The organism is Microbacterium sp. 22179 (assembly GCF_052045715.1).
GTDB lineage: Bacteria > Actinomycetota > Actinomycetes > Actinomycetales > Microbacteriaceae > Microbacterium > Microbacterium galbinum.
In genome coordinates this window covers 93,785-118,397 of sequence record NZ_JBQEPJ010000001.1, presented here as the reverse complement: position 1 = coordinate 118,397, position 24,613 = coordinate 93,785, and the positions used below count along the sequence as shown (strand labels likewise).

General features: G+C 70.6%; 19 protein-coding genes. 5 read left to right on the top strand and 14 right to left on the bottom strand.

Annotated features, from left to right (window positions below; genetic code table 11):
* Positions 1-98 precede the first annotated feature (98 nt).
* The 5 genes from eno to ACTJKK_RS00485 form a co-directional block, all read right to left on the bottom strand.
* Positions 99-1,379 (bottom strand): phosphopyruvate hydratase, encoded by a 1,281-nt coding sequence (gene eno / locus ACTJKK_RS00505; RefSeq protein WP_247623030.1) that lies wholly within the window; start codon positions 1,377-1,379, stop codon positions 99-101.
* Positions 1,380-1,495: 116 nt separating this feature from the next.
* The gene (locus tag ACTJKK_RS00500; RefSeq protein WP_440746635.1) at positions 1,496-2,155 is read right to left on the bottom strand and encodes an O-methyltransferase; all 660 of its coding nucleotides are present in this window, start codon (positions 2,153-2,155) and stop codon (positions 1,496-1,498) included.
* 31 nt (positions 2,156-2,186) lie between these two features.
* The gene (locus tag ACTJKK_RS00495) at positions 2,187-3,158 is read right to left on the bottom strand and encodes a lysostaphin resistance A-like protein (protein WP_440746634.1); all 972 of its coding nucleotides are present in this window, start codon (positions 3,156-3,158) and stop codon (positions 2,187-2,189) included.
* Between the two features lie 3 nt (positions 3,159-3,161).
* On the bottom strand, positions 3,162-4,202 hold the full coding sequence (locus ACTJKK_RS00490; protein ID WP_440746633.1) for a hypothetical protein: 1,041 nt from the start codon (positions 4,200-4,202) through the stop codon (positions 3,162-3,164).
* The gene (locus tag ACTJKK_RS00485; protein ID WP_440746632.1) at positions 4,199-4,549 is read right to left on the bottom strand and encodes a GntR family transcriptional regulator; all 351 of its coding nucleotides are present in this window, start codon (positions 4,547-4,549) and stop codon (positions 4,199-4,201) included. The genes ACTJKK_RS00490 and ACTJKK_RS00485 overlap by 4 nt, the downstream gene beginning before the upstream one ends.
* Before the next feature lie 98 nt (positions 4,550-4,647).
* Between ACTJKK_RS00485 and ACTJKK_RS00480 the strand changes: the two genes are divergently transcribed.
* Positions 4,648-5,118, top strand: coding sequence for a PaaI family thioesterase (locus ACTJKK_RS00480; RefSeq protein ID WP_247632632.1), 471 nt, complete (start codon positions 4,648-4,650; stop codon positions 5,116-5,118).
* Positions 5,119-5,161: 43 nt separating this feature from the next.
* Positions 5,162-6,427: an APC family permease gene (locus tag ACTJKK_RS00475; protein ID WP_440746631.1), complete on the top strand. Its 1,266-nt coding sequence runs from the start codon at positions 5,162-5,164 to the stop codon at positions 6,425-6,427.
* 11 nt (positions 6,428-6,438) lie between these two features.
* On the opposite strand, the gene ACTJKK_RS00470 is transcribed toward ACTJKK_RS00475, so the two are convergent.
* The 4 genes from ACTJKK_RS00470 to ACTJKK_RS00455 all read right to left on the bottom strand — a co-directional run bounded on the left by ACTJKK_RS00470 (position 6,439) and on the right by ACTJKK_RS00455 (position 10,590).
* Entirely contained in the window at positions 6,439-7,251 is an 813-nt protein-coding gene (locus tag ACTJKK_RS00470; protein ID WP_440746630.1) for an SGNH/GDSL hydrolase family protein, read from the bottom strand.
* A gap of 58 nt (positions 7,252-7,309) precedes the next feature.
* Complete coding sequence (gene hisS / locus ACTJKK_RS00465; RefSeq protein ID WP_440747193.1) at positions 7,310-8,575, bottom strand: histidine--tRNA ligase; 1,266 nt, start codon at positions 8,573-8,575, stop codon at positions 7,310-7,312.
* A gap of 154 nt (positions 8,576-8,729) precedes the next feature.
* Positions 8,730-9,389, bottom strand: coding sequence for a MazG family protein (locus tag ACTJKK_RS00460; protein ID WP_440746629.1), 660 nt, complete (start codon positions 9,387-9,389; stop codon positions 8,730-8,732).
* Between the two features lie 34 nt (positions 9,390-9,423).
* Positions 9,424-10,590 (bottom strand): Na+/H+ antiporter NhaA, encoded by a 1,167-nt coding sequence (locus ACTJKK_RS00455; RefSeq protein ID WP_440746628.1) that lies wholly within the window; start codon positions 10,588-10,590, stop codon positions 9,424-9,426.
* 82 nt (positions 10,591-10,672) lie between these two features.
* On the opposite strand from ACTJKK_RS00455, the gene ACTJKK_RS00450 reads away from it, so the two are divergent.
* Entirely contained in the window at positions 10,673-13,369 is a 2,697-nt protein-coding gene (locus ACTJKK_RS00450) for a phosphoenolpyruvate carboxylase (protein ID WP_440746627.1), read from the top strand.
* Positions 13,370-13,512: 143 nt separating this feature from the next.
* A complete protein-coding gene (gene gdhA, locus ACTJKK_RS00445) occupies positions 13,513-14,883 on the top strand; it encodes an NADP-specific glutamate dehydrogenase (protein ID WP_440746626.1) in 1,371 nt (456 codons plus the stop codon).
* Between the two features lie 63 nt (positions 14,884-14,946).
* On the opposite strand, the gene ACTJKK_RS00440 is transcribed toward gdhA, so the two are convergent.
* From ACTJKK_RS00440 to mfd, 5 genes are all read right to left on the bottom strand, one after another.
* A complete protein-coding gene (locus ACTJKK_RS00440) occupies positions 14,947-16,374 on the bottom strand; it encodes an APC family permease (RefSeq protein WP_440746625.1) in 1,428 nt (475 codons plus the stop codon).
* A gap of 159 nt (positions 16,375-16,533) precedes the next feature.
* Positions 16,534-19,476, bottom strand: coding sequence for an aminotransferase (locus ACTJKK_RS00435; RefSeq protein WP_440746624.1), 2,943 nt, complete (start codon positions 19,474-19,476; stop codon positions 16,534-16,536).
* Positions 19,469-20,080, bottom strand: coding sequence for a gamma carbonic anhydrase family protein (locus ACTJKK_RS00430; protein ID WP_440746623.1), 612 nt, complete (start codon positions 20,078-20,080; stop codon positions 19,469-19,471). Before ACTJKK_RS00430 ends, ACTJKK_RS00435 begins: the two co-directional genes overlap by 8 nt.
* Positions 20,081-20,136: 56 nt before the next feature.
* Positions 20,137-20,298 carry a hypothetical protein gene (locus tag ACTJKK_RS00425; protein WP_440746622.1) on the bottom strand — a complete coding sequence of 54 codons (162 nt, stop codon included), beginning with the start codon at positions 20,296-20,298 and terminating at the stop codon, positions 20,137-20,139.
* Positions 20,299-20,385: 87 nt separating this feature from the next.
* Complete coding sequence (mfd, locus tag ACTJKK_RS00420; protein ID WP_440746621.1) at positions 20,386-23,967, bottom strand: transcription-repair coupling factor; 3,582 nt, start codon at positions 23,965-23,967, stop codon at positions 20,386-20,388.
* An 80-nt stretch (positions 23,968-24,047) separates the two neighbouring features.
* On the opposite strand from mfd, the gene ACTJKK_RS00415 reads away from it, so the two are divergent.
* Positions 24,048-24,611, top strand: coding sequence for a GNAT family N-acetyltransferase (locus tag ACTJKK_RS00415; protein WP_440746620.1), 564 nt, complete (start codon positions 24,048-24,050; stop codon positions 24,609-24,611).
* The last annotated feature ends 2 nt before the right edge of the window (positions 24,612-24,613 follow it).

The following is a 24,613-nucleotide window of genomic DNA, read 5'->3' as shown; positions in this document are numbered from 1 at the left end:
AAGCCTTTCCGGATGCCGTCGCGGATTGCCCCGGAGACGCCGAAGGAGGAGCCGGTCGTCGTACCACGGCTCCTCCTTCATCGATGTCTCAGCTGCGATCAGCCCTGGTAGCGCGGGAACGCCGAGCGGCCGGCGAAGACCGCCGCATCGCCCAGTTCCTCTTCGATGCGCAGAAGCTGATTGTACTTCGCGACGCGCTCGCTGCGAGCAGGCGCACCCGCCTTGATCTGACCCGCGTTCGTCGCGACGACCAGGTCGGCGATCGTGGTGTCCTCGGTCTCGCCCGAACGGTGCGAGAGCATCGCCGTGTAGCCCGAGCGCTGCGCGAGGCTGACCGCGTCGAACGTCTCGGTGAGCGTTCCGATCTGGTTGACCTTGACCAGCAGCGAGTTGGCGACGCCGCGCTTGATGCCGTCGGCGAGACGGGCCGGGTTCGTCACGAACAGGTCGTCGCCGACGAGCTGCACCTTCGAGCCGAGCGCCTCGGTGAGGTGCTTCCAGTTGTCCCAGTCGTCTTCGGCGAGGGCGTCCTCGATCGTGACGATCGGGAAGTCGTTGACGAGGCCGACGTAGTACTCGGTGAGCGCCTCGGCATCCCAGTCCTTGTTGTCGAGGCGGTAGACGCCGTCGGTGAAGAACTCGGTCGCGGCGACGTCGAGCCCGAGCGCGATGTCGCGGCCCGGCGTGAAGCCGGCCTTCTCGATCGCCTTGACGAGGAAGTCGAGGCCCTCGCGGTTGCTGGGCAGGTCGGGGGCGAAGCCGCCCTCGTCGCCGAGGCCCGTCGCGTAGCCGGCGGCCTTCAGCTCGCTGCGCAGCACGTGGTAGGTCTCGACGCCCCAGCGCAGGGACTCCGAGTAGGTCTCGGCACCGATCGGCGCGAGGAAGAACTCCTGCATGTCGATGCCGTTGTCGGCGTGCTCGCCACCGTTGATGACGTTGAACAGCGGGACGGGCAGGACGTGAGCGTTCGGTCCGCCGAGGTAGCGGAACAGCGGCAGGTCGGCCGAATCGGCGGCGGCCTTCGCCACGGCGAGGCTGACGCCGAGGATGGCGTTCGCGCCGACGCGCTTCTTGTTCTCGGTGCCGTCGACCTCGATGAGGATCTCGTCGACGATGCGCTGCTCGCTCGCCTCGACACCCTCGAGGGCCGGGCCGAGCTCGTCGATGATGGCCTCGACGGCCTTCAGCACGCCCTTGCCGCCGTAGCGGCTCTTGTCTCCGTCGCGCAGCTCGTACGCCTCGAACGCACCCGTGGAGGCACCGGAGGGAACGGCGGCACGCTGGACGATGCCGTCGTCGAGGAGCACCTCCACCTCGACGGTCGGGTTTCCGCGCGAGTCGAGAATCTCACGTGCGCCTACAGCCTCGATCAGTGCCACTGATGTGCTCCTTGTTCAGGGGGAAGAGTGATGTGGAGCGTCTTCGATCCGTCGCCCAGTCTAGCCCGCCCCCTCCGACGCCTCGAAGCCCTCCCGGGGCGAACAGCAGCCGAACGTCAGACGACCAGGGCGATCGCCACGCCGTCCCACCCCTTGATGCCGACGGTCTGCAGCGCGGTCGCGTCGAATCGCGGATCGGTTCCGAGCATCCGCAGTCCGTCGCGCGTGCCGATCACCTTCGGATCGGTCGAGTCCGCGCGCACGATCTCGCCTTCGCGGCCGATGTTGTCGAGCACGATCACGGTGCCGGGATGACCGAGCTTCGCCGCCCAGTCGAGGTAGATCGTGTTCGACTCCTTGTCGGCGTCGATGAAGACGAGGTCGAACCCGCCGACGAGGGTCGGCAGGACGTCCGCGCCGCGGCCGATCCGGATGTCGACCTGCTCCCCCACCCCCGCGGCGTCGATGCTCGCCCGCGCGACGGCCGCATTCGCCGCCTCGGCCTCGACGGTCACGACGCGCCCCTCGGGACCGACCGCTCGTGCCAACCAGATCGTCGAATACCCGCCGAGCGTGCCGATCTCGAGCACCCGGCGCGCACCGCTGATGCGGGCGAGGAGGTCCAGGAGCTTGCCGCCGACCGGCGCGACCTCGATCTCGGGGAGGCCCGCCGCGCGCTGCGCGGCGAGCGCGGCCTCCAGGGCGTCGTCGTGACCGACGAGGGTGTCGGCGAGGTAGACGTCGGCGTCCGACCAGGTCTGCGGTGTGGATTCCATGGCCTCAGCCAACCCGCCGAGCCCGACAGCGTCAAGAGGGTGGGTTCACCGCCCCCTCGCGCGGTACCGAGAGCAGTCGGCCGTGCCCGTCGGCGAGCTCGGGCTGATGGCGGAACTGGCCGGTCACGACGAGCACGAGCACCACGACGGCGATCACGATCCAGGCCGCGACCCCGAGGGGGCCGGCCAGCGCCATGTCGGGTGCGGAAGCCGCGACGACCAGCACGAGCCCGGCGGCGGCGTTGAGCGCTCCGTGCGCCAGGACCGCGGGCCAGAGCGATGCCGACCGCAGGCGCAGCCACCCGAGCAGGATGCCCCACGCGATGCATCCGGCGACCATGAGCAGCACACCCGAGAAGTCGATCCGGCCGAAGTTGTACCCGAGCAGGATGACCGGGCTGTGCCACAGCCCCCAGATCGCTCCGCTGAGGAGGAGCGCCGGCCACGTGCCCAGCGGTCGCAGGGCCGGGAGGAGCCACCCCCGCCACCCGAGCTCCTCGCCGAACGCGAGGACGCTGTTGAGCAGCGCGCCGGCCGGGATCATCGCGAACTGCGCGACGACCAGCATCTCGATCGGCGGCATCGGGGTGCCGGGCGGGAGAGCGGCGGCGATCTGGGCGGCGAATCCGCCGAAGGCGAGGTCGATCTGCACGAACCCGAGTGCGGCGGCGACGAGGATCGTGAGCGCCACGAGCACGGGCGGAACGAGCCATCCCGCCACCATCAGCCAGACGACGCGCTTCGCCGGGCGGAGCGGCCAGAGTCCGAGGAACCGGGCGCGACCGCCCGGGGCAGGGACCCTGAGCGCGAAGGTCACGATGAGCGCGGCGACCGCCGGCGTGAACATCATCACCGGCAGCAGCACCGGGGTGAGCGGCGAGGCGAGCCCCGCGCCGAGCCACAGCGGCAGCGCCACGAGCCAGGCGAGGCCGCAGGCGAGCGCGACGAACACGATCACCGCCGACCAGGGCACCCGGAGTTCTTCGGAAGTCGGCGCGGTCATGACTCAGTCCTCTCGTCCGGCGGCAGTGGCGAGTGCCGCCGCCGCCGTCTCGGGGTCATCGATCGTCACGACGAAGCGGCGGCCGTCGACACGCGTCACTTCGATCCCCTCGCCGCGCCGCAGGACGACGCCGGAGCGCCCGTCGAATCCGTAACGCAGCCCCCATCCGCCGAACTCCCCGAACGGATTCACGTCGACCGTGCGCACCGAGGCGATGTCGCGCGCGGCGATCTCGATCTTCGGCCACCCGACGCGCGAGCGAACGAGGAGCCCGGCGGGGCCGATGCGCACCCGGAAAGAGAACGTCACGACGAGGGCGAGGACCACCACCGCCACGGAGGCGAGCATGATCGCGAACGACCAGGTGTCGCCCGGCGCAATCGCGAGGATCACGGCCGTGAGCGCGACCACGATGAGAACGGATCCGCCGAGAACTGCGAGCCCGCTCCGCGCGATCGTCGCCGTGCCGATCCAGACGACGCGCTCGGATGCCGAGGCGGGCAGCGGCGCGGCAGCGACAGCCCCTCCGGGACCGGTTCGCGGTGTCGCCGGCTGCGCGAACCAACCCACCACCGAGCCCACGATGAGAAGGACGAATCCTCCGAACACCGCGAAGCCGATGTCTGGCGTCTGTGCGGCGTCGGTCAGGCCCCGCTGGGAGCCGACTCCCGCGAGCGTGACCAGTGTGATGAGCCCGGCGACGCCGAGGTTCGCGGCCCCCAAGAGGCGCGCGGTCGGCGACCACTGCGGACGCTCGTCCGCGGATGCCTCGGGCCCCCCTCCCTTCTCGGGCAGACGGTGGGCGAACCAGGCGAGCACGGCGAACAGCATGACCATCAGCGCGATGCCGGCGAGCACCACGAGGTGCGTCCAGCCCGGGCCGTAACCGTCGACGCCGCCGGTGCCCCAATGGATCGCCGCGGGTTCCGGGATCTCGGGGAGCCACAGGGTCACGATGATCGCGGTGACAGCGAGCATCGTGAGCGGCAGGATCACGCCCACCCAGAGGAAGGCGGTGCGGGCTCGGCGGACAGCGGTGGTCATACGGCGATCTCCTTCACGAGAGCGGCAAGAGTGGCGGGAGCGACCCCGAGTTCCCCGGCGCGGGCCACGAGAGCCCGCAGTTCAGTGGTGAGGGCGGCGAGCGGTCCGACGGAGTCCGAGACAACCGCACCCCTCCCTCGCCGAAGGTCGATCAGCCCCTCGTCGCGCAACCGCTGGTAGGCGTGAAGGACGGTGTGCAGATTGATGTCGAGTGTCTCCGCGACCTCGCGCGCCGACGGGAGACGATCACCGGGGGCGAGTGAGCCTGCGACGATGTCGGCGCGCACCGAGGCGGCGACCTGTTCGAAGAGGGGCGCCCCGCTCGCCATGTCCACCCTGATCAGCATCGCACTCCTTTTTTTAGATAATTCTATGAAAAATAGAACAATTGTCGCAAGCCTCCAGGGAAATTCACCCGCTCACGTCCCTCGGCCACACTGGCGCCATGCGCATCACTCCCCGCCGCCTCGCGATCGGCATGAGCCTGTGGGCCCCGAACCTGTTCAGCGGCATCCGCGTCCGTCGATTCAGCGACGACTGGACCCACGCGACCGTCGAACTGCACGTCAACGTCTTCACCCGCAACTACGTCAAGACGGCGTTCGGCGGATCGATGTCGGCGATGACCGACCCGTACTTCTTCATGCTCGTGATGCACCAGCTCGGCCGGGACTACGTCGTATGGGACACCCGCGGCGAGATCGATCTGATCAAGCCGGGACGCGGAGTGCTGACCGCCGAGTTCGCGGTGTCGAAGGCGCGCGCCGAAGACATCCGGCGCAAGGCGCACGGCGGTGGGAAGGTGCTCGAGTGGTTCGAGACCGTGATCACCGATCGCGACGGGGATGTCGTGGCCCGCGTGCGGCGCGAGGTCTACATCCGCGAGAAGAAGCGGGTCACCGAGGCCCGGCGCTGACGCGAGTCACCCGCCGTTCACCGATCGATGCGACGATGACGGGATGCCCCTCGCCCGCCGACTGAGACCCGCCGATGCCGTCTTCATCGGTCTCGGCTCGATGATCGGAGCGGGGGTCTTCTCGGTCTGGGCGCCCGCGATCGGCGTCGCCGGTGTCGGGCTTCCCGTCGCCCTGGCGATCGCCGCGATCGTCGCCTACGCCAACGCCACCGCCTCCGCCCAGCTCGCCGCCTCCCACCCCGTCGCGGGAGGGACCTACGCGTACGCCCGCGCCGAGATCGGTCCCTGGTGGGGTTTCGTCGCCGGGTGGAGCTTCGTGATCGGCAAGATCGCGAGCTGCGCGGCCATGGCGATGACCTTCGCCGCCTACGCCGCCCCCGCGGGGTGGGAGACGCTCGTCGCGGCGGTGGCCGTCGCCGCCCTCGTCGCGGTGAATTGCTTCGGCGTGACGCGCACGGCACTGGTCACACGCATCCTGGTGGTGCTCTCGCTGATCGGGCTGACGATCGTCGTCGCTGCGGGATTCGGCGCATCGCCCACCATCCCCGCCCCTGCGCTCCCCGATGCGACGGCCTATGGCGTGCTGCAGGGTGCCGGGCTGCTGTTCTTCGCGTTCGCCGGGTACGCCCGCATCGCGACGATGGGCGAAGAGGTCGTGGATCCCGCGCGCACGATCCCCCGCGCGATCCTGCTCGCGCTCGGCGGCGCGGTCGTCGTCTACGGCGCGGTCGCGGCCGTCGTGATGCTCACGCTGGGAGCGGATGCCGCGACCAGCCCCGCCCCGCTGGTCGATGTGCTCACGGCGACCGGCACGGAGTGGCTCGCGCCCGTGGTGCGCGTCGCGGCGGCGACCGCATCGCTCGGGGCGCTGCTGGCGCTGCTCACGGGCATCGGGCGCACGACCCTCGCGATGGCGCGCGAACACGACCTTCCCGCGGTGCTCGCGAAGGTCGATCCCCGCTGGCAGGCGCCCCGCCGCGCCGAGATCACGATCGGCGTGGTCGTGATCGGCATCGTCCTGGTGGCCGATCTGCGCGACGCGATCGGATTCTCGTCGTTCGGAGTGCTGCTCTACTACCTGATCGCGAACGCCGCGGCTTTCCGGCAGGAGGGCGCGGCCCGCCGCTTCCCCCGCGCACTGCAGGTCGTCGGCGCGTTCGGGTGCCTGATGCTCGTGAACACGCTCCCCGTGCTGGCGTCTCTCGTCGGCACCGCCGTCGTGATCGTCGGCGTGGGCGGACGAGCGATCGTGCTGCGTGCCCGGCGCAGGAGCGGACCTCGCGCTCAGCCCCCGGCATCCGACCGGTAGGGCCGACTCGTTCAGCGCGACGCCGAGTGAGGACGCGTCCTGACCGACCGCTGCGCTCCTCGGCAGACCGCCGGTAGCAGGGCCTCGGCAGTGCGGCGGTAGCCGAGGGCGCTGGGGTGGAATCGATCGAGGCTGAACATCTCCTCCGGCTCGTCGAAGAACATCGGACCGACCGATCGGCGCAGGTCGACGGGCTCGGCGCCGGCGAGGCGCGCGGCATCCGTCTGCGCGACCGCGAGCCGCCGCGACAGGCTCGACACGATCCGACGCAACGGCTGCGGCACCGGTCGCAGCGATCCCAGATCGGGACAGGTGCCCACCACCACCTCCGCGCCCAGCGCCCGCAGCCTCCGGACGGCCGCATCGAGATGCCGCACCGATGTCGCGACCGGAAGACGATGCGTCACGTCGTTTCCCCCCACCACGATCACCGCGACATCGGGCCGGTACCCCGCCGCGAGACCGTCGAGCTGCGCGTCGAGATCCGGCGACTCCGAGCCGACGACCGCAGCGGTGCGCAACCGCACCGGGCGGTGCAGACGAACGGCCAGGCCCTTGGCGATGCGTCCGCCGAGGGTCTCCTTGCGCCGCGCCGCACCGAGGCCCGCGGCGAGCGAGTCGCCGAGCACGAGGAGTTCGATCGGCTCACCGTCGAGCGAGCGCCGCCAGACGCGGTCCGCATCCAGCGAGTCCTCGCCCAGCGGCTTGCCGATCCGGCGCCGAGCGATCGCCGCCTGGCGCGTGAGGAGAACCCGCCCGCCGACCGCGAAGCCCGCGGTCAGGGCCGTGGCGCCGAGCAGGATGGGGAGGCGTGTTCGTCCCATGCCCCGATTCGACCTCGGTGACGTGAACGCCGCGTGAACGCGGGCGCGGAGCCGACCGTCAGGCGAGCGGCTTGCGCTCCAGCGAGGCCGCTCCGGCCGACACCGTGGCGAACGACGTGAAGCCGTCGGCGGACGCCCGCTCGAGCAGCGCCTTGAGGTTCTTCGTGCGACGCTCGAGACGCACGCGCGCACCCTCGGCGATCAGTGCGGTCTTGTGCGCGAGAAGTTCGGCGACCGGGACGTCGGCGTCGTGCACCAGCACGATCGCCTCCTCACGGTCGTCGGCGCCAGCCGTCACGAGGTCGACGAGGCGCTCGAACCCGAGCGAGAAGCCCACCGCCGGCACCTGCTGCCCGAGGAAGCGACCGATCATGCCGTCGTAGCGACCGCCACCGCCCAGCGAATAGCTGACGGAGGGGTGCGCGAGCTCGAAGATCGTGCCGGTGTAATAGCCCATGCCGCGCACGAGGAACGGATCGAACACGAGCGGGATGCCGGCGGCATCCGTCGCCTCGGACGCGCGGCCGACCGCGACGGCCTCGCCGATGCCCACGAGGTGATCGACGATCTCATCGGGGGCGTCCGCGGGCAGCGCCTTGCGGATCTGGGCCTCGCCGTAGGGCAGGTACTCACGGGTCTGCGGGCGACGCAGGAACGCCTCGAACGCGTCGACGGCGCTCAAGGTCGCGTCCCGCTCGCGCAGTTCGGCGGCGACGCCGTCGGGTCCGATCTTGTCGAGCTTGTCGATCGTGATGAGCACGCCGGGACGCTCGTCCGCGGCGAAACCGAAGCTCTCGAGCATCCAGTCGAGCACGCGACGGTCGTTGATGCGCACCATCGCACCTTCCAACCCCAGTGCGTCGACGGCATCGAGCGACGCGACCAGGAGCTCGGCCTCGGCACGCGAGGAGTCGTCGCCCATGATGTCGATGTCGCACTGCACGAACTGGCGGTAGCGCCCCTTCTGGGGACGCTCGGCCCGCCAGACCGCGCCGATCTGGATCGAGCGGAAGACCGCGGGCAGCTGCGCCCGGTTGCTCGCGTAGAAGCGCGCGAGCGGCACGGTCAGGTCGTAGCGCAGCCCGAGGTCCGACAGCGCGGCGGGGTCGTCGGCGGCCGCACGGATGGCATCGGCGTCGAGTCCGCGGCGCAGCACGTTGTAGGCGAGCTTCTCGTTGTCGCCGCCGATGCCGGCGTGCAGACGCGCGTACTCCTCGACGACGGGCGTCTCGATCTCGTCGAATCCGTGCGCCCGGTAGCGCTCGCGGATGACGGAGAGCACGCGCTCACGGCGGGCCTTGTCGGCGGGGAGGATGTCGCGCATGCCGCGCGGCGGGTTCACAGTAGCCACGACTCCATCTTTCCAGGTCTGTTGCGAGGCCTGGGACGCTTCGACAGGCTCAGCGACCCAAGGCGCGGCTCAGTGGCCCCTGGGCGACTCAGCGACCCCGGCGCGGCGCAGCGACCCAGGGCGCGGCTCAGCCCTCGGCCGACCGAACGTCGTCTTCGAGGACGCGGAGTCTTTCGCGCAGCGCCCGCTCGGCGTCCCACCCTTCGGCGCGTGCGCGCCCCACGAGGGCGAGGAGAGCCTCTCCGAGTTCGGCCTCGCTCGACGGACCGTCGGCCACCGGCGCATCGATGCCCGCCCCGACCGCGCGACCGGCGAGCTTCTGCGCGAGCGCCAGCGCCGGCATCCCCCGGGGCACCCCGTCGAGCACGCTCGTGCGCGTACGCTTCTCGGCCGCCTTCGCGGCGTTCCAGTGCACGAGCACCTCTTCGGGGGTGGTCGCGGTCTCGCCCGCGAAGACGTGCGGATGCCGCCGCACCATCTTCTCGGTGAGGGTGTCGGCCACGTCATCGATGTCGAAGGGGTCGTCGGGGTCCTGCGCGGCGATCGCGGCGTGGAAGAGTACCTGCCACAGCAGGTCTCCGAGCTCCTCGCGCAGATCGTCGCGCGTGCCGCTCTCGACCGCGTCGATCACCTCGTGGGACTCCTCGATCAGGTACGGCACGAGGTCGCGGTGCGTGATCCGCTGCGACCACACGCAGCGCTCGCGCACGGCGCGCATGGTGTCGGCCGCCGCGCGGAGGGAATCGCGGGGAGATCCGTCGCCGTGGTCCGAGGCCTGCGCGGTCATGGATGCTCCTTCACTCGGTGCGGCCTCTCGGGTGTCAGGACGACGCCGCTGCGATCCGACGATAGTGCCGCGCTCGCGCCGACACGACCACGCCCGAGAAGAGGAGCGAGAGGAGGGACCCCACCAGGACGCCGAGGATCGCCTGGTCGCGGATGCCGTCGTCGGACGCGAACGCGAGGTTCGCGAGCAACAGCGAGACCGTGAAGCCGATGCCGCCGAGGGCGCCGGCGGCCAGGATGTCGGGCAGCACCAGCGCGGGCGCCGTCCCGCGCGGTCGGATGCGCATCGCGAGCCAGCCGAACAGACCGATGCCGACGATTTTGCCGACCGGCAGGGCGACCACGATCGCCCAGAATGCCGGGGACAGCTGCGTCGGGGAGACGGCGGGGATCACCACGAACGCGGCGACGAACGCGAACAGCGGGAGGATCGCGCCGTTGACCGTGGGCTCGAGCGCATGACGAGAACGTCCGGCGGGGGTCGGCGCCATCACCAGGCCCAGCATCACCCCGGCGATCGTGGCGTGGATGCCGGAGGCCGCGACCAGGCCCCAACAGAGGATGCCGACCAGCACCATGAGCACGGCGATGCCCGTGTGCCCGGTCGCACCGAGCCACCTGCTCAGCACCCAGAAGACCGCGACCGCGACGCCCGCCGCGGCGAGCGCCACCCACTGCACGTCGTGGGCGAACAGCACCGCGATGAAGACGATGCCGATGATGTCGTCGAGGATCGCGAGGGCGAGCAGGAACACCCGCACGGTCGACGGCAGGCCCCGTCCGAACATCGCCAGCACTCCGAGCGCGAACGCGATGTCGGTGGCCGTGGGGATCGGCCAGCCGGATGCCGTCGCTCCGTCACCCGCGATCAGCAGGTAGATCGCGATCGGCACGAGCACTCCGCCCGTCGCCGCGATGGCGGGCTGGAGGGCCTTGCGGGGCGAGTCGAGCTCGCCATGGGTGAGCTCGTGCCGCAGCTCGATCGCGACCACGAAGAAGAAGACGGCGAGCAGACCGTCCGACACCCAGTGCGCGAGGGAGAGGTCGAGGCTCGTGCCCGGCACCGCGAGATGCACGTCGAGCGCCGCGGCGATCGGATCGTGCGTCGGCAGATTCGCGAGAAGGAGGCCGAGCCCCGCTGCCACCAGCAGGAGGACGGCCGGGAACTGCTGCCCGCGAAGGGGGTTCACCGAGATGCGCATCCCCCTCATGCTAGGCGGCGCACCGGTGTCGCACGCCGTCATGCGTTCGGAGCACCCCCGTCGACCGGGATACGCTCGACGGGTGACCCCCGAACACGTCTTCACCGAGCCCACCAACACCGAAGCCATCCGCGTCATCGGGCGCTTCGAGGCAGGCCAGGGCATACCCGACGCGATGCGCTCCGACGTGCGCATGCTGGGTGGGCTCCTCGGACAGGTGCTGCGCGAGGCGGGCGGCGACGACCTGTTCGACGACGTCGAGCGGCTGCGTCTGGCGACCATCCAGGCGTACGAGGACTCGACCTCGGATGCCTTCGAGCGGGCCTCGGCGATCGCCGAGTCGTTCACGATCGCCCGCGCCGACGAGGTCGCCCGCGCCTTCACCTGCTACTTCCACCTCGTCAACCTCGCCGAAGAGCACCAGCGCGTGCGCGTGCTGCGCGAACGCGCGGGTCAGCCCGGCCGCGAGGATGCCGCCGACACCGTCGCGACCGCATACGCGCGTCTGCGCACCGAGGTCGGTGACGAGGAGGCGCGCCGTCGCCTGGCGGGTCTCCGCTTCCACCCCGTCTTCACGGCGCACCCGACCGAGGCTCGCCGCCGCGCCGTCTCGTCGAGCATCCGCCGTCTCTCCGACCTGCTGACGCAGCACGATGCGGCGAGCGCGGGCGGAGCCGAGCAGCACCGCGCCCGTCGCCGCATGCTCGAGGAGATCGACACCCTGTGGCGCACCGCGCCGCTGCGCTCGCAGAAGCCGTCACCGACCGACGAGGTTCGGACGGTCATGGGTGTCTTCGACGAGACCCTCTTCACGACGGTCCCCCACGTCTACCGTCGCATCGACGACGCCCTCCGCGGCGAGGAGTCCGGCGCCAGCGCACCGGTCGTACCGGCGTTCGTGCGCATCGGGTCGTGGGTCGGCGGCGACCGCGACGGCAACCCGTTCGTGACGGCATCCGTCACCCGCGAGGCATCGCAGATCGCTTCGGACCACGTGCTCCGCGGCCTCGAGCGAGCTCTCGAGCGCATCGGCCGCACGCTCACGCTCGATGCCGAGACCACGCCGCCCAGCGCCGAGGTCACCGCCCTGTGGAACGACTTCGCCGCCGCCGATGCGGATGCCGCGGCGGCCCTGGCCACCCGCTCCCCCGACGAACCGCACCGGCGCGTGCTGCTGCTGCTCGCGCACCGGGTCGCGGCGACGCGCCGGGGCGATGGCGCTCAGCGCTATGCGACGCCCGAGGAACTGCTCGCCGATCTGCGCGCGGTGCAGGCCTCGCTGGTCGCCTCCGGCGCGCGCCGCCACGCGTTCGGCGGGGTGCAGCACCTCATCTGGCAGGTCGAGACCTACGGCTTCCACCTGACCGAGCTCGAGGTGCGCCAGCACTCCCAGGTGCACGCCAAGGCCCTCGCCGAGCTGGAGTCGGACGAGCCGATCAGCGCCCAGACCGAGGAGGTGCTCGAGGTCTTCCGTGCGATCGCCGAGATCCAGCGCGACCGCGGTCTGCGCGCCGCCGGCCGCTACGTCGTCTCGTTCACCCAGGCGGCCTCCGACCTCGCGAACGTGCACCGTCTCGCCCGCCACGCGCTCGGCGACGACGCCCCGGTGCTCGACGTCGTGCCGCTGTTCGAGACCTTCGCCGACCTGCAGGCGGCCCCCGGCATCCTCGCCGAGGCCGTGACCTTCCCCGAGTTCCGGGCGCGCATGGCCGAGACGGGCAACCGCCTCGAGGTCATGCTCGGGTACTCCGACTCGTCGAAGGACGTCGGCCCGGTCGCCGCGAACCTCGCGCTCTACGAGGCGCAGGAGAAGATCGCGCAGTGGGCGCAGGACTCCGACATCGAGCTGACGCTGTTCCACGGCCGCGGCGGTGCGCTCGGGCGCGGCGGCGGGCCCGCGAACTCGGCGATCCTCGCTCAGCCGCCGCACTCGGTCGACGGTCGCTTCAAGCTCACCGAGCAGGGCGAGGTCATCTTCGCCCGCTACGGCGAGCCGGCCATCGCGATGCGCCACATCGACCAGGTCGCCGCGGCGACTCTGCTCGCCTCCTCCCCCTCGGTCGAGCAGCGCACGAGCGGTGCCGCCGCCCGGTACGCCGAGGTGGCCGCGGTGATGGACCGCTCCTCGCGCGATCGCTTCTTCTCGCTCGTGAAGGCCGAGGGCTTCGCACCCTGGTTCGCGACCGTGACCCCGATGGAGGAGATCGGTCTGCTCGCGCTGGGTTCGCGCCCCGCGCGCCGCGGCCTGTCGGTGGAGTCGCTCGAGGACCTGCGCGCCATCCCGTGGGTGTTCGCCTGGACCCAGGCCCGCATCAACCTCGCCGGCTGGTTCGGTCTCGGTACCGCGCTCGAGGCCGTGGGCGACGAGGCGCTTCTCACCGAGGCCTACCGCGAGTGGCCGCTGCTGCGCACGATGATCGACAACGTCGCGATGAGCCTCGCGAAGACCGACGAGCGCATCGCCCGCGAGTACCTCGCGCTCGGCGATCGCGACGACCTGGCCGCTCTCGTGCTCGAGGAACTCGCTCTCACGCGCCAGTGGGTCATCCGCCTCACCGGCGGAGAGGGACTGCTCGAGAACAAGCCCGTGCTGCAGCGTGCGGTGCAGCTGCGCAGCCCGTACGTCGACGCGCTCTCGCTGCTCCAGCTGCGCGCACTGCGTGCGTTGCGCGCGCCCGCGGATGCCGAGGCGACGGGTTCCGGCGCCGACGCCGAGCAGCAGCGACTGCTGCTGCTGTCGGTGAGCGGCGTCGCGGCGGGCCTGCAGAACACCGGGTGACCCGCGCGTCCTCGTGGGGGCGGGGCCGGGCGGGAGGGCGCGCGGAGGACGCGCGATAGAGTGAAAACTCGCGCCTGATCCGGCGAAGCCTCACGCGACACGATCGCCTGCACCACCCTCCCCCACCCCAGAAAGTCTTCCGCGTGACCGCACTCTCCCCTGCCGCCTTCCACCCGCTCGACGCCGCCGTGCAGCCCGTGTTCGACACGGTGCTCACCCGCAGCCCGCACGAACCCGAGTTCCACCAGGCGGTGCACGAGGTGCTGCAGTCGATCGCACCGGTGCTCGCCGCGCACCCGGAGTACGTCGACGGCGGCATCCTCGAGCGTCTCGTCGAGCCGGAGCGGCAGATCCTCTTCCGCGTGCCGTGGGTCGACGACTCGGGCAAGCTGCAGGTCAACCGCGGCTACCGCATCCAGTTCTCGTCGGTGCTCGGGCCGTACAAGGGAGGTCTGCGTTTCCACCCCTCGGTGAATCTCTCGATCATCAAGTTCCTCGGCTTCGAGCAGATCTTCAAGAACGCGCTCACCGGCCAGGGCATCGGCGGCGGCAAGGGCGGCTCGGACTTCGACCCCCACGGCCGCTCGAACGCCGAGGTCATGCGCTTCTGCCAGTCGTTCATGAACGAGCTCTACCGTCACCTCGGCGAGCACACCGACGTGCCCGCGGGCGACATCGGAGTGGGCGGCCGCGAGATCGGCTACCTCTTCGGCCAGTACCGCAAGGTCACCAACCGTCACGAGTCGGGCATGTTCACCGGCAAGGGAACGGGCTGGGGCGGTGCCGAGGTGCGCACCGAGGCCACCGGCTACGGCGCCGTCTTCTTCGCGCAGGAGATGCTCGCCGTGAAGGGCGACTCCTTCGAGGGCAAGCGCGTCGGCATCTCGGGCTCGGGCAACGTGGCGATCTACGCGATCCAGAAGGCCACCCAGCTCGGCGCCATACCGGTGACGGCATCCGATTCCTCCGGTTACGTGGTCGATGACGCGGGGATCGACGTCGACCTGCTGCGCCAGATCAAGGAGGTCGAACGGGCCCGCATCGTCGAGTACGCGAACCGTCGCGCCAGCGCCCGCTTCGTCGAGGGCGGCAGCGTCTGGGAGGTGCCGGTCGACATCGCCGTGCCCTCGGCGACGCAGAACGAGGTCTCCCTCGCCGATGCTCAGGCCCTCATCGCGAACGGCGTGCGCGCGGTCTCCGAGGGCGCGAACATGCCATGCGTGCCCGAAGCGGTCGAGGCGTTCCAGAAGGCGGGCGTGCTCTTCGCCCCCGGCAAGGCGGCGAACGCCGGCGGCGTGGCCACCTCGGCCCTCGAGATGAGCCAGAACGCCTCCCGTCAGCGCTGGACCTTCGGCGACAGCGAGAACAAGCTGCGCGAGATCATGGGCGACATCCACCGGGCGTCCTTCGACGCGGCCGCGCGCTACGGCGTCGAGGGTGATTACGTGGCCGGCGCGAACATCGCCGGTTTCGAGCGCGTCGCTGCGGCGATGCTCGCGCAGGGCGTCATCTGACCCCTGCGGAAGGGCCGTCTCCCACGACCCTCGGGAGACGGCCCTTCGTGCGCGCGGGCGCAGTCAGCTCTCGTCGACCGGCACCTTCACGACCTTGTTGAACCCGGTCACCGCCTGGTTCTCGTCGAAGGCCGCGACCTTCCGGCGGAAGCCGCGCGTGATCACGAGCAGGTAGACGAACCCGATCGCCGTCCAGGTGAGGCCGCCGATGAGGGCGTCCTGGTGCAGGTTGACCCAGAGCAGCCCGGTGAGCAGCATGCCGATGGTCGGCATCACGATGAAGTTGAAGATGTCGGCCGGCGTCTTGCGGCGTCCCTTGCGGATCGCGAACCAGGCGATCACCGAGATGTTCACGAAGGTGAAGGCGATCAGCGCACCGTAGTTGATCCACGCGGCGATGAGCTCGAGGGTGAAGGGGATCGCGAGCAGCGAGATCGCCCCGACGAGCACGATGTTGAACGTGGGCGTGTGGGTGCGCGGGTTGATGTAGCCGAAGGCCTTCTGCGGCAGCACGTTGTTGCGGCCCATCACGAGCAGCATGCGCGAGACCGAGGCGTGCGAGGCGAGGCCCGAGGCGAGCGTCGCGCAGAAACCGGCGGCGGTCAGCACCGCCATGAAGACGTTGCCGCCGACGAGGTCGCCGATGATCGGGAGCGTCGAGTCCTCGACGAACTGCATGTCGCCGCCGGGGGCGAATTCGTTCCAGTCCGGGAACCGCAGCTGCGACACGTAGGAGGAGACGAGGAAGATGCCGCCGCCGATGAGGACCGTGAGCAGGATCGCCTTCGGCATGACCTTCGGATCCTTCGCCTCCTCGGCGTACATCGTGACCGCGTCGAATCCGATGAACGAGAAGCAGACGATGGTCGCACCGGTCAGCACGGCGGTGAAGGTGACGTCGTCGTGCAGGAACGCGCCGACCGAGAGGATGGTCGCCGCCCCGTCGCCGCGCATCAGCTGCGCGACCACGAGAACGACGAACACGACCATGACGATGATCGAGAAGATCAGCAGGATCACGTTCAGGTTCGAGGTGCCGCGCATCGTCATGTAGATGATGCTGGTGACGAGGATGCAGTACAGCACCACCCAGATCCACGCCGGGATGTCGGGGAACATCGCCTCGAGGTAGCTCTTGATGATGAGGCAGTTGACCATGGGCAGCAGCACGTAGTCGATCAACGACGTCCACCCGACCATGAATCCGAGATTCGGGTGGATCGATTCGCGCACGTAGGTGTACGCCGATCCCGCGCTCGGGATGGCGCCGGCGATCTTGCCGTAGCTGATGGCCGTGAACACCATGACCACGAGGGCGACGAGATACGCGGCGGGAACCACGTTGTTCGTGTCGCGCGCGACCATGCCGAACGTGTCGAACACCACGGTGGGCGTCATGTATCCGAGGCCCAGACCGACGATGGCCCACAGGCCGAGATTCCGTCTGAGCGTTCCGCCACCCTGGGCGAGCGGCTTCGTCTTCAGTGCCATGGGTACTCCTCGTTGGAACAGCGCCAGGGGCCGGACTCGGGTCGTCCGGCGGTTGAGGATCAGTATGGAGCACAGGTATTCCTCAGCGCGACCCCTTATTTCGATTCGAAATGCGCATTTAACATGACGAAAATGCGCGCGATTCGAAGTTTCGCCGGATCACCAGCCCTCGCGCAGCACCCGTTCCAGCATCGCGACGACATGGTCGGCGCTCTCCACTGTCAGACACAGCGGCGGCTTGATCTTCAGCACGTTCGATCGTTCCGAGGTCGTCAGCACCACGACCCCGAGTTCGCGCATCCGTTCGCAGATCGCGGCGGCCTCGGCATCCGCGGGCTCCATCGTCGCGCGATCGCGCACGAGCTCGACGCCCAGATACAGCCCGGCTCCGTGCACGACGGCCACCATCGGATGCTCGTCGCCGAGCGCCCGCAGCCCGTCGGCCAGCCGCGCGCCGATGTTCTCGGCGTTGCGCTGGAGGTCGTCCTCGACCATCGCGTCGAGCACGGCGAGTCCGACGCGGCAGCTCAGGGTGCTGCCCCCGGCCGAGGAGAAGAACTGCCCCTGCGTGGCGAGGGCATCCGCGATGCGCTTCGAGGTGATCACTCCGCCGATCGGGAAGCCGTTGCCCATGGGCTTGGCGATCGTGACGATGTCGGGCGCGACGCCCGCCTGCTCGAAGCCCCAGAACGTCGATCCCAGGCGGCCGAAGCCCACCTGCACCTCGTCGGCGATGCACAGACCGCCCGCGGCCCGGACGCGTTCGTAGGCGCCCGCGAGGTACCCCTCGGGCAGGAGCACTCCCCCGGCGTTGCCGAGCACGGATTCGCACAGGAAGGCGGCCGCATCGCGGCCGTCACGATCGAGGGCCGCGAGATCGGCCGAGAGGTCGTCGAGATAGCATCCCGCCGTGTCGTCGCCGCGATACGTACCGCGGTACCGGTTGGGCACGTCGGCGACGTGCACCCAGTCGGGTCGCGTCTCGAGGGCGAACGGGTTGTCGTAGGCGCTCGTGGTCACCGCATCGCTGGCCATCGTCCAGCCGTGATACGCCTCGCGCAGCGCCACGATCGTGCGCCGCCCGGTCGCCGCCTGCGCGAGCCGGATCGCGAGGTCGACCGCCTCCGAGCCGCTGTTGACGAGCAGCACCGTGTCGAGGCCGCTCCCCTCCGGCATCAGCGCGAGAAGTCGCTCGCTGTACTCCGCGAGGTCGCGGAACAGGAACCGCGAGTTGGTGCCGAGTGTGCGCAGCTGGTGGGCCGCCGCATCGGCGACCCTCGGGTGTCCGTGTCCGAGGCCGGCGACGTTGTTGACCATGTCGATGTAGGCGCGGCCCGTCGTATCGACCAGGTGGTGCCGCCAGCCGCGCTCGATCTGCGGCGGATGCGCGTAGTACCGCTCCTGGGCGGCGGCGAAGATCCGCTCCCGGCGTGCGAGCTCGTCGGCGGACTCGTCGTGCTGCGCGCGCGACGGCACACCCAGCAACGGCGCGGGATCGGCCGTGAGACGGCGCCAGGCCGGTACGCGCTCGGGCTCGACCAGGGCGGCGCCGGGAGCGCGCGGAGGTCGTTCGGGGGCATCCGCCCGTCGGAGGCCGAGGGTGAGCACGCGATCCGTGTCGGACGCCGGGAGCCACCCCACCATGTCACCCGCCGACACGTGCAGCGCCGCCCGGTCGTCGATCTCGACCCCGCGCAGATCGAGGATCCAGCCGTCCCCGAGCACGATGCGCGGCTCTTCGCGGCTCGCCCGGAGCGCTCCGTCGACGGGACTCGTCACGCGGAGGCGAGGGCCGGCGCCGAGATGGATCTCGGTGTGCACGGGCCAGGTGGGGGCGGCATCCGCGACGTCCACGCGCGTGCGCGTCAGCCGGAACACCCCGTAGGGCATGAGCGCCGCTCCGGCTCCCCCCGCCAGGGCCGACGCGACCAGGGCCGCCTCGGCATCCGCTCGCTGCCAGCGTCCGGCGTCGAGAGCGTCGGACTCGACGCCCGGATCGACCGCCTCGACGGTGCCGGTGAAGTCGGGGAGCACAGCGGTGAGCGGCGCCCCCTCGACCCGACCGGAGAACTGCGGAGCCTCGACCCCGACTCGTGCGAGCACCTGCTCGCAGACCTCCGCGAGCGGCAGGAGGGTCGCCGCGTCGAAGATCGCCTGCTCCCCCGCGATCCGTTCGCGGGCGTAGTCGTTGTCACCGTCGATCTCGAGCTGCCGCCACCCGCTGGCGACGAGGAGCGCGGCGCGCAGCACCACGAGAGGCCAGACCGCGCGGGCCTCCGCGTCGCTCAGCGGCGCATCGGCGTGGAAGGCGGCGACCGTGTCGAGGACCCGCAGCGGGCGATCCGGTTCGTGGTGCAGCATCGACGACACGCACACCGCGAGCTCGGCCACACGCCACCCGAGAGCCAGGTCGCCGAGGTCGAGCACGGTGTGCGGGTGCAGGCGGGAGTCGGCCCCTCGCCGCCCCATGACGTTGTCGTCCGTGAGATCGCCGTGGATCGGTTGGACGGGCAGATCGCTCTCGACCGCCGCGAGCGCCTTCCGAGCTTCCTCGGACGCCGCGAGCACGCGCCCGCGCAGCGCGTCGTCGGTGATCGAGCCTGCGAGCTTCGCCGTCTCGTCGAAGGCCACGCGCATGTCCCACATGTGCGGGCGATCGAGTCCCGGATGCCGGAGGGACGCGAGCGCGTTCACCGACGCCGCCGCGAGCGCACCGAACTCGGCGAGCACGACCGGCGCGAGATAACCGGCGTCGACGAGCTCCTCCCCGACCGCGAACTCGCTGCGGCGCACGGCGAATCCGCGCCAGCGCTGGGTCAGCGCACCGTCGAGTCCCGGAAGCACGGCGGGCACGGCCACGCCCGCTGCCCGGTAGGCATCGAGGGCCGCGTGCTGGGCGTCGCGGGCCCCGTCGCCGAACACCGGGTTGTCGATGCGGAGGACGCTGCGCGAGCCGTCGACCTCCGTGAGCAGGAAGTTGCGGTCCTGGTTGCTGCCGAGCTCGCGCGCCGCGGCGTCGACCCCATAGAGATCACGGGCGATCCGGGCGGCGTCTTCCTCGTCGACGTCCGGGCGGACGAGTCCCGCGCCGGCCTCAGCCACGGTGGTCGCCGAGCGGGAGGTCGTCGGCGTGACGCGCCAGCGAAGAGCCGTAGCGCTCGGTGAGCTGCACCATCAGATCCGGGGTGTCGCGGTCGACGCCGAACACGTGCCCCGGGAAGTCGAGATCGGGCTGCGCCGCGGCGATCTCGGCATCCCGATCCGGCGAGAACAGGTGGAGCGGATCGCCCACCGCCACCCAGCCGATCGGCACGACCGTGCCCTCGGGAACGCGCGCACGCCTCTGAACGATCGCGTTGACGCGCACCTCGCTGCGAGCACCCACGATCGCGCCGTTGAAGATCCGCGCACCCGAGGCGAGGAACACCTCCTCGCCCACCGTCGCGCCGGCGATGCTCGCCAGCGTGCCGACGAGGGTGTGATCGCCGATGTGCACGGCGTCCGCGGCGGTCGCCCGCACGAGGGCGTTCTCCATCACGATCACGTGCGCGCCGAGCGTGATCGGCCCGCCCTCGGCCGTGATCACGGCGCCGTGCAGCACCTGGCAGCCCGCTCCGATCTCGACGTCGCCGGAGATGACGGCGGTGGGAGCGATGACGGCGGTGTCGTGGATCCGGGGCCGAGCCCCGAGGTGCTCGTACAACATGCTCACAGCGTAGTGGCGCGGGAGCGCGCGGCGGGAGGTCTGCTCCGGTCGACGATCTACTCCTTGGTCGCCGCGGTGCGGCGGAGCATGCCGATGACGAGGGTCGCCAGGAACAGCACGATGCCGAGGACGGCGAGCCAGATGAGGCCCTTGACCACGAAGCCGAACACGGCGAGGCCGGCCCACACGATGAGCAAGATGATCAGAAGTGTCCACATGGCTTCAGCATCCGCCGCCCTGCGCCGGTTCCACACCCCGTTGACGCGCGCCCGCTGCTGGTCTAGCGGGCTACGCGGTCTCGCGGGCTATGCGCTCTCGGCCTTCACGGGCTCCGGGAAGATGGCGGTGAACAACTGCCCCACCCACTCGAGCAGCTCGGCATCCGGGAGGGGTTCGAGCCCGACGCCGACCGCGGCCGGCACCGTGGGCATCGGCACGACCAGCGCCTCGCCGCCGGAGACGAGCTTCGCCTTCGGGTAGAGCCGCTGCAGGCGCACCTTGATCGAATCCTCGAGGCGAGCCGGTGCGATGCGCAGGTTCGAGCCCATCACGACGACGTCGGCGAGGCCCGCGCGTGCGGCCCGGCGGCGCAGACGGGCGATCGCGATGAGCCCCTCGACCTCGGCCGGGGGCGTGCCGTAGCGGTCGGTGAGCTCGTCGATGACGAGGTCGATCGCGTCGTCCTTCGCCGTCGCGATCGAGGCCGCCGACAGCTTCTGGTAGGCCTCGAGCCGCAGGCGTTCGCTGTCGATGTAGTACTCGGGGATACGCGCGTCGAGCGGCAACTCGAGACGCAGCTCCTGACCGGACTCGACCTCCTCGCCGCGGAACGTCGACACCGCCTCACCGATCATGCGCAGATACAGGTCGAAGCCGACGCCCGCGATGTGACCGGCCTGCTCGCCGCCGAGCAGGTTGCCCGCGCCGCGCAGCTCGAGGTCCTTCAGGGCGACCTGCATGCCCGAGCCGAGGTCGTTGTTCACGGCGATCGTCTGCAGCCGGTCGGCCGCCGTCTCGCTGAGCGGTTTCATCTCGTCGTACAGGAAGTACGCGTAGGCGCGCTCGCGACCGCGGCCCACGCGTCCGCGGAGCTGGTGCAGCTGGCTGAGGCCGTAGCGGTCGGCTCGATCGATGATGATCGTGTTCGCGTTCGAGATGTCGAGCCCGGTCTCGATGATCGTCGTCGAGACGAGCACGTCGAACTTGCGCTCCCAGAAGTCGTCGACGACCTGCTCGAGCGCGTGCTCGCTCATCTGCCCGTGGGCGACCGCGATGCGCGCCTCGGGCACGAGCTCGGCGAGCTGGGCGGCGACGCGCTGGATGGACTGCACCCGGTTGTGCACGAAGAACACCTGGCCCTCGCGCAGGATCTCGCGACGGATCGCCGCGGCTATCTGCTTGTCGCTGCGCGGACCGACGAACGACAGGATCGGATGCCGGTCCTCCGGCGGGGTGGCCAGCGTCGACATCTCGCGGATGCCGGTGACCGCCATCTCGAGCGTGCGCGGGATCGGCGTGGCGCTCATGGCGAGGATGTCGACGTTCGTCTTCATCTTCTTGAGAGCGTCCTTGTGCTCGACGCCGAACCGCTGCTCCTCGTCGATGATCATGAGGCCGAGGTCCTTGAACATCACCTGGTCGGTGAGGATGCGGTGCGTGCCGATGACCATGTCGACCGTGCCGTCGAGCAGACCCTGCAGCGTGAGGCGGGCCTCCTTGTCGGTCTGGAATCGCGAGAGCGGGCGCACCTTCACCGGGAATCCGGCGAAGCGCTCGGTGAACGTCTCGAGGTGCTGCTTCACCAGCAGCGTCGTCGGCACGAGCATCGCGACCTGCTTGCCGTCTTGAATGGCCTTGAACGCCGCGCGCACGGCCACCTCGGTCTTGCCGAAGCCGACATCGCCCGAGAGCAGGCGGTCCATCGGGATCGGCCGCTCCATGTCGGCTTTGATCTCGTCGATCGTCTGCAGCTGGTCGGCCGTCTCGGCGAAGGGGAACGCCTCCTCGAGCTCGCGCTGCCAGGGGGTGTCGGGCCCGAAGGCGTAGCCCTTGGCGCTCATGCGCGCCGAATAGAGCTTGACGAGCTCGACGGCGATGTCGCGCACGGCCTTGCGGGCCTTGCCCTTGGCCTGCGACCAGTCGCTGCCGCCCATCTTCGACAGGGTCGGGCCCTCGCCGCCCACGTACTTCGAGAGCAGGTCGAGCTGGTCGGTGGGGACGTAGAGCTTGTCGCCCGGGTAGCCGCGCTTCGAGGGTGCGTACTCGAGCACGAGGTAGTCGCGCACCGACTTCGTGGCGTTGCGTCCACCGGTCGAGACCTCGCGCTGCGTCATCTCAACGAAGCGTCCGATGCCGTGGGTGTTGTGCACCACGAAGTCGCCCGGCTTGAGCTGCAGCGGGTCGACGACGTTCTTGCGGCGGGAGGCGAGCTTCTTGACCACCCGCTGGTCGCCGCCGATCGTGCGACCGTAGAACTCGTTGTCGGTGAGGACGGCGAGCTTCGCCTCCGGCACCTGGAATCCGGCCTCGACCGAGCCGGTGAGCAGCGTCGCGACGCCGGGCTCGGGCGCATCGTTCAGCTCGGGAAGGATGCGAGCGGCGATGCCGCGATCGGCGAGCACGTCGCGGGCGCGATCAACGAGACCCGAACCGGTGGCGATGACCACGACGCGCCAGCCCTCGGAGATGCGCCCGGCGACGAAGGAGATCGCCCCGTCGACGTTTCCGTGGAACGACGGGATCACGGTGGCGTCGAGGTTCGCCGCCTCGGCCTCGTCTTCACCGAGACCCGCGCCGAAGGGGCTGAGCCGCCACCACACACCGCCGCGGTCGCGGACGACCTCGCGCAGCTGGGCGATCGTGAGGAAGTCGCCCGCGCCGAGGTCGATGGGTGCCGAGGCACCCGAGGTCGCGGCGCTCCAGGCCGCGTCGAGGAACTCGCGATTGGTGTCGCCGAGGGTGATGGCCCGGGCGCTCGAACGCTCGGGGTCGACCACGGCGGTCGCCGCCCCCGCGGGAAGGTACTCGGCGAGCGACGAGAGGGGACCGGCGACCGCGGGCAGGAGCGACTCCATGCCCTCGACCGGGATGCCTTCGGCCATCTTCTCGAGCATCCCGGCGATCGCCGGGAAGCCGCCGATCAGCGCACGCGCGCGATCGCGCACGTCGTCGGTGAGCAGCAGCTCGCGGCTGGGCGGCAGGTCGACGGAGCCGACGTCGCCGGGGAGGGAGCGCTGGTCGGCGACCGAGAACGCGCGGATCTGATCGATCTCGTCGCCGAAGAACTCGACGCGGAACGGGTGGTCGGAGATCGCCGGGAACACGTCGAGGATGCCGCCGCGCACCGCGAACTCACCGCGACGCGAGACCATGTCGACGCGCGAGTAGGCGCGCTCGACGAGACGGGCGGCCACGGTGTCGAGTTCGAGGCCGCGGCTGCCGACCGCGAGTTCGAGCGGCTCGATCTCGCCGAGGTTGCCGGCGATCGGCTGCAGGGCCGCACGCACCGAGGCGACGACGACGAGCGGATGATCGCCCGCCCACTCGCGGATGCGGCGCAGCGTCTGCAGTCGGAGACCCACCGTGTCGGGGCTCGGGCTGAGGCGCTCGTGCGGCAGCGTCTCCCAGGCCGGGAACGTGAGCACCTCGGCGTCGGGGATGTAGGAGCCGAGCGCCTGCGCCAGGCTCTCGGCGCGACGGCCCGTGGGTACGACGGCGAGCAACGCCGGCGGATGCCCCGCGGCGGCGCGCTTGGCGAGGAGTCCCGCGAGGGCCGGAGCATCGAGCCCGTCGACGAGGCCGAGGTCGGCATCGGTCTGAGCCCAGCCGAGTGCTTCACGGTACAGAGACGCCTCTTCCAAGGCGCGCAGAATCCCTGGAACAGTCACCGGACAAGACTAGCCGCCGCCTCCGACATCGGCTCCGGCATCCGCCTCGCGCCGCCCGCGGCGGGCGATACCGTAGTCCGATGGAAGCTGTGCGACTGGAGACCGAGCGCCTCGTGCTGGCGGCGCCGACCGACGCCGACATCGACGCGATCACGGCCGCGTGCCAGGACCCGGAGATCCCGCGCTGGACCACCGTGCCTTCGCCCTACTCGCGCGACGACGCCGCCGATTACGTGCGTCTGACCGGCGAGTGGTGGGCCGACGGGTCGCAGGCGGTGTGGACCGTGCACGCGGGTGAGGAACTCGTGGGCTCGATCGGGCTGCACCACATCACCCCGCACGACGCGGGCGGGCATGCCGAACTCGGCTACTGGATCGCGGCATCCGCCCGTGGTCGGGGGTATCTCGTCGAGGCGGCCCGCTCCGTCATCGACTGGGGCTTCGACGAGCTGGGTCTCGCGCGCCTCACCTGGCGCGCCGTGGTCGGGAACGTCCCCTCGGCTCGTGCAGCCCGCGCGCTCGGCTTCCGCTACGAGGGTCTTCAGCGGCAACTGCTCACCGGCCCGCGCGGCCGCGACGACGGCTGGGTCGCGGGGCTCCTCCCCACCGACGACCGCGCCCCGGTGGCCTGGCCCGTCCTCTGACC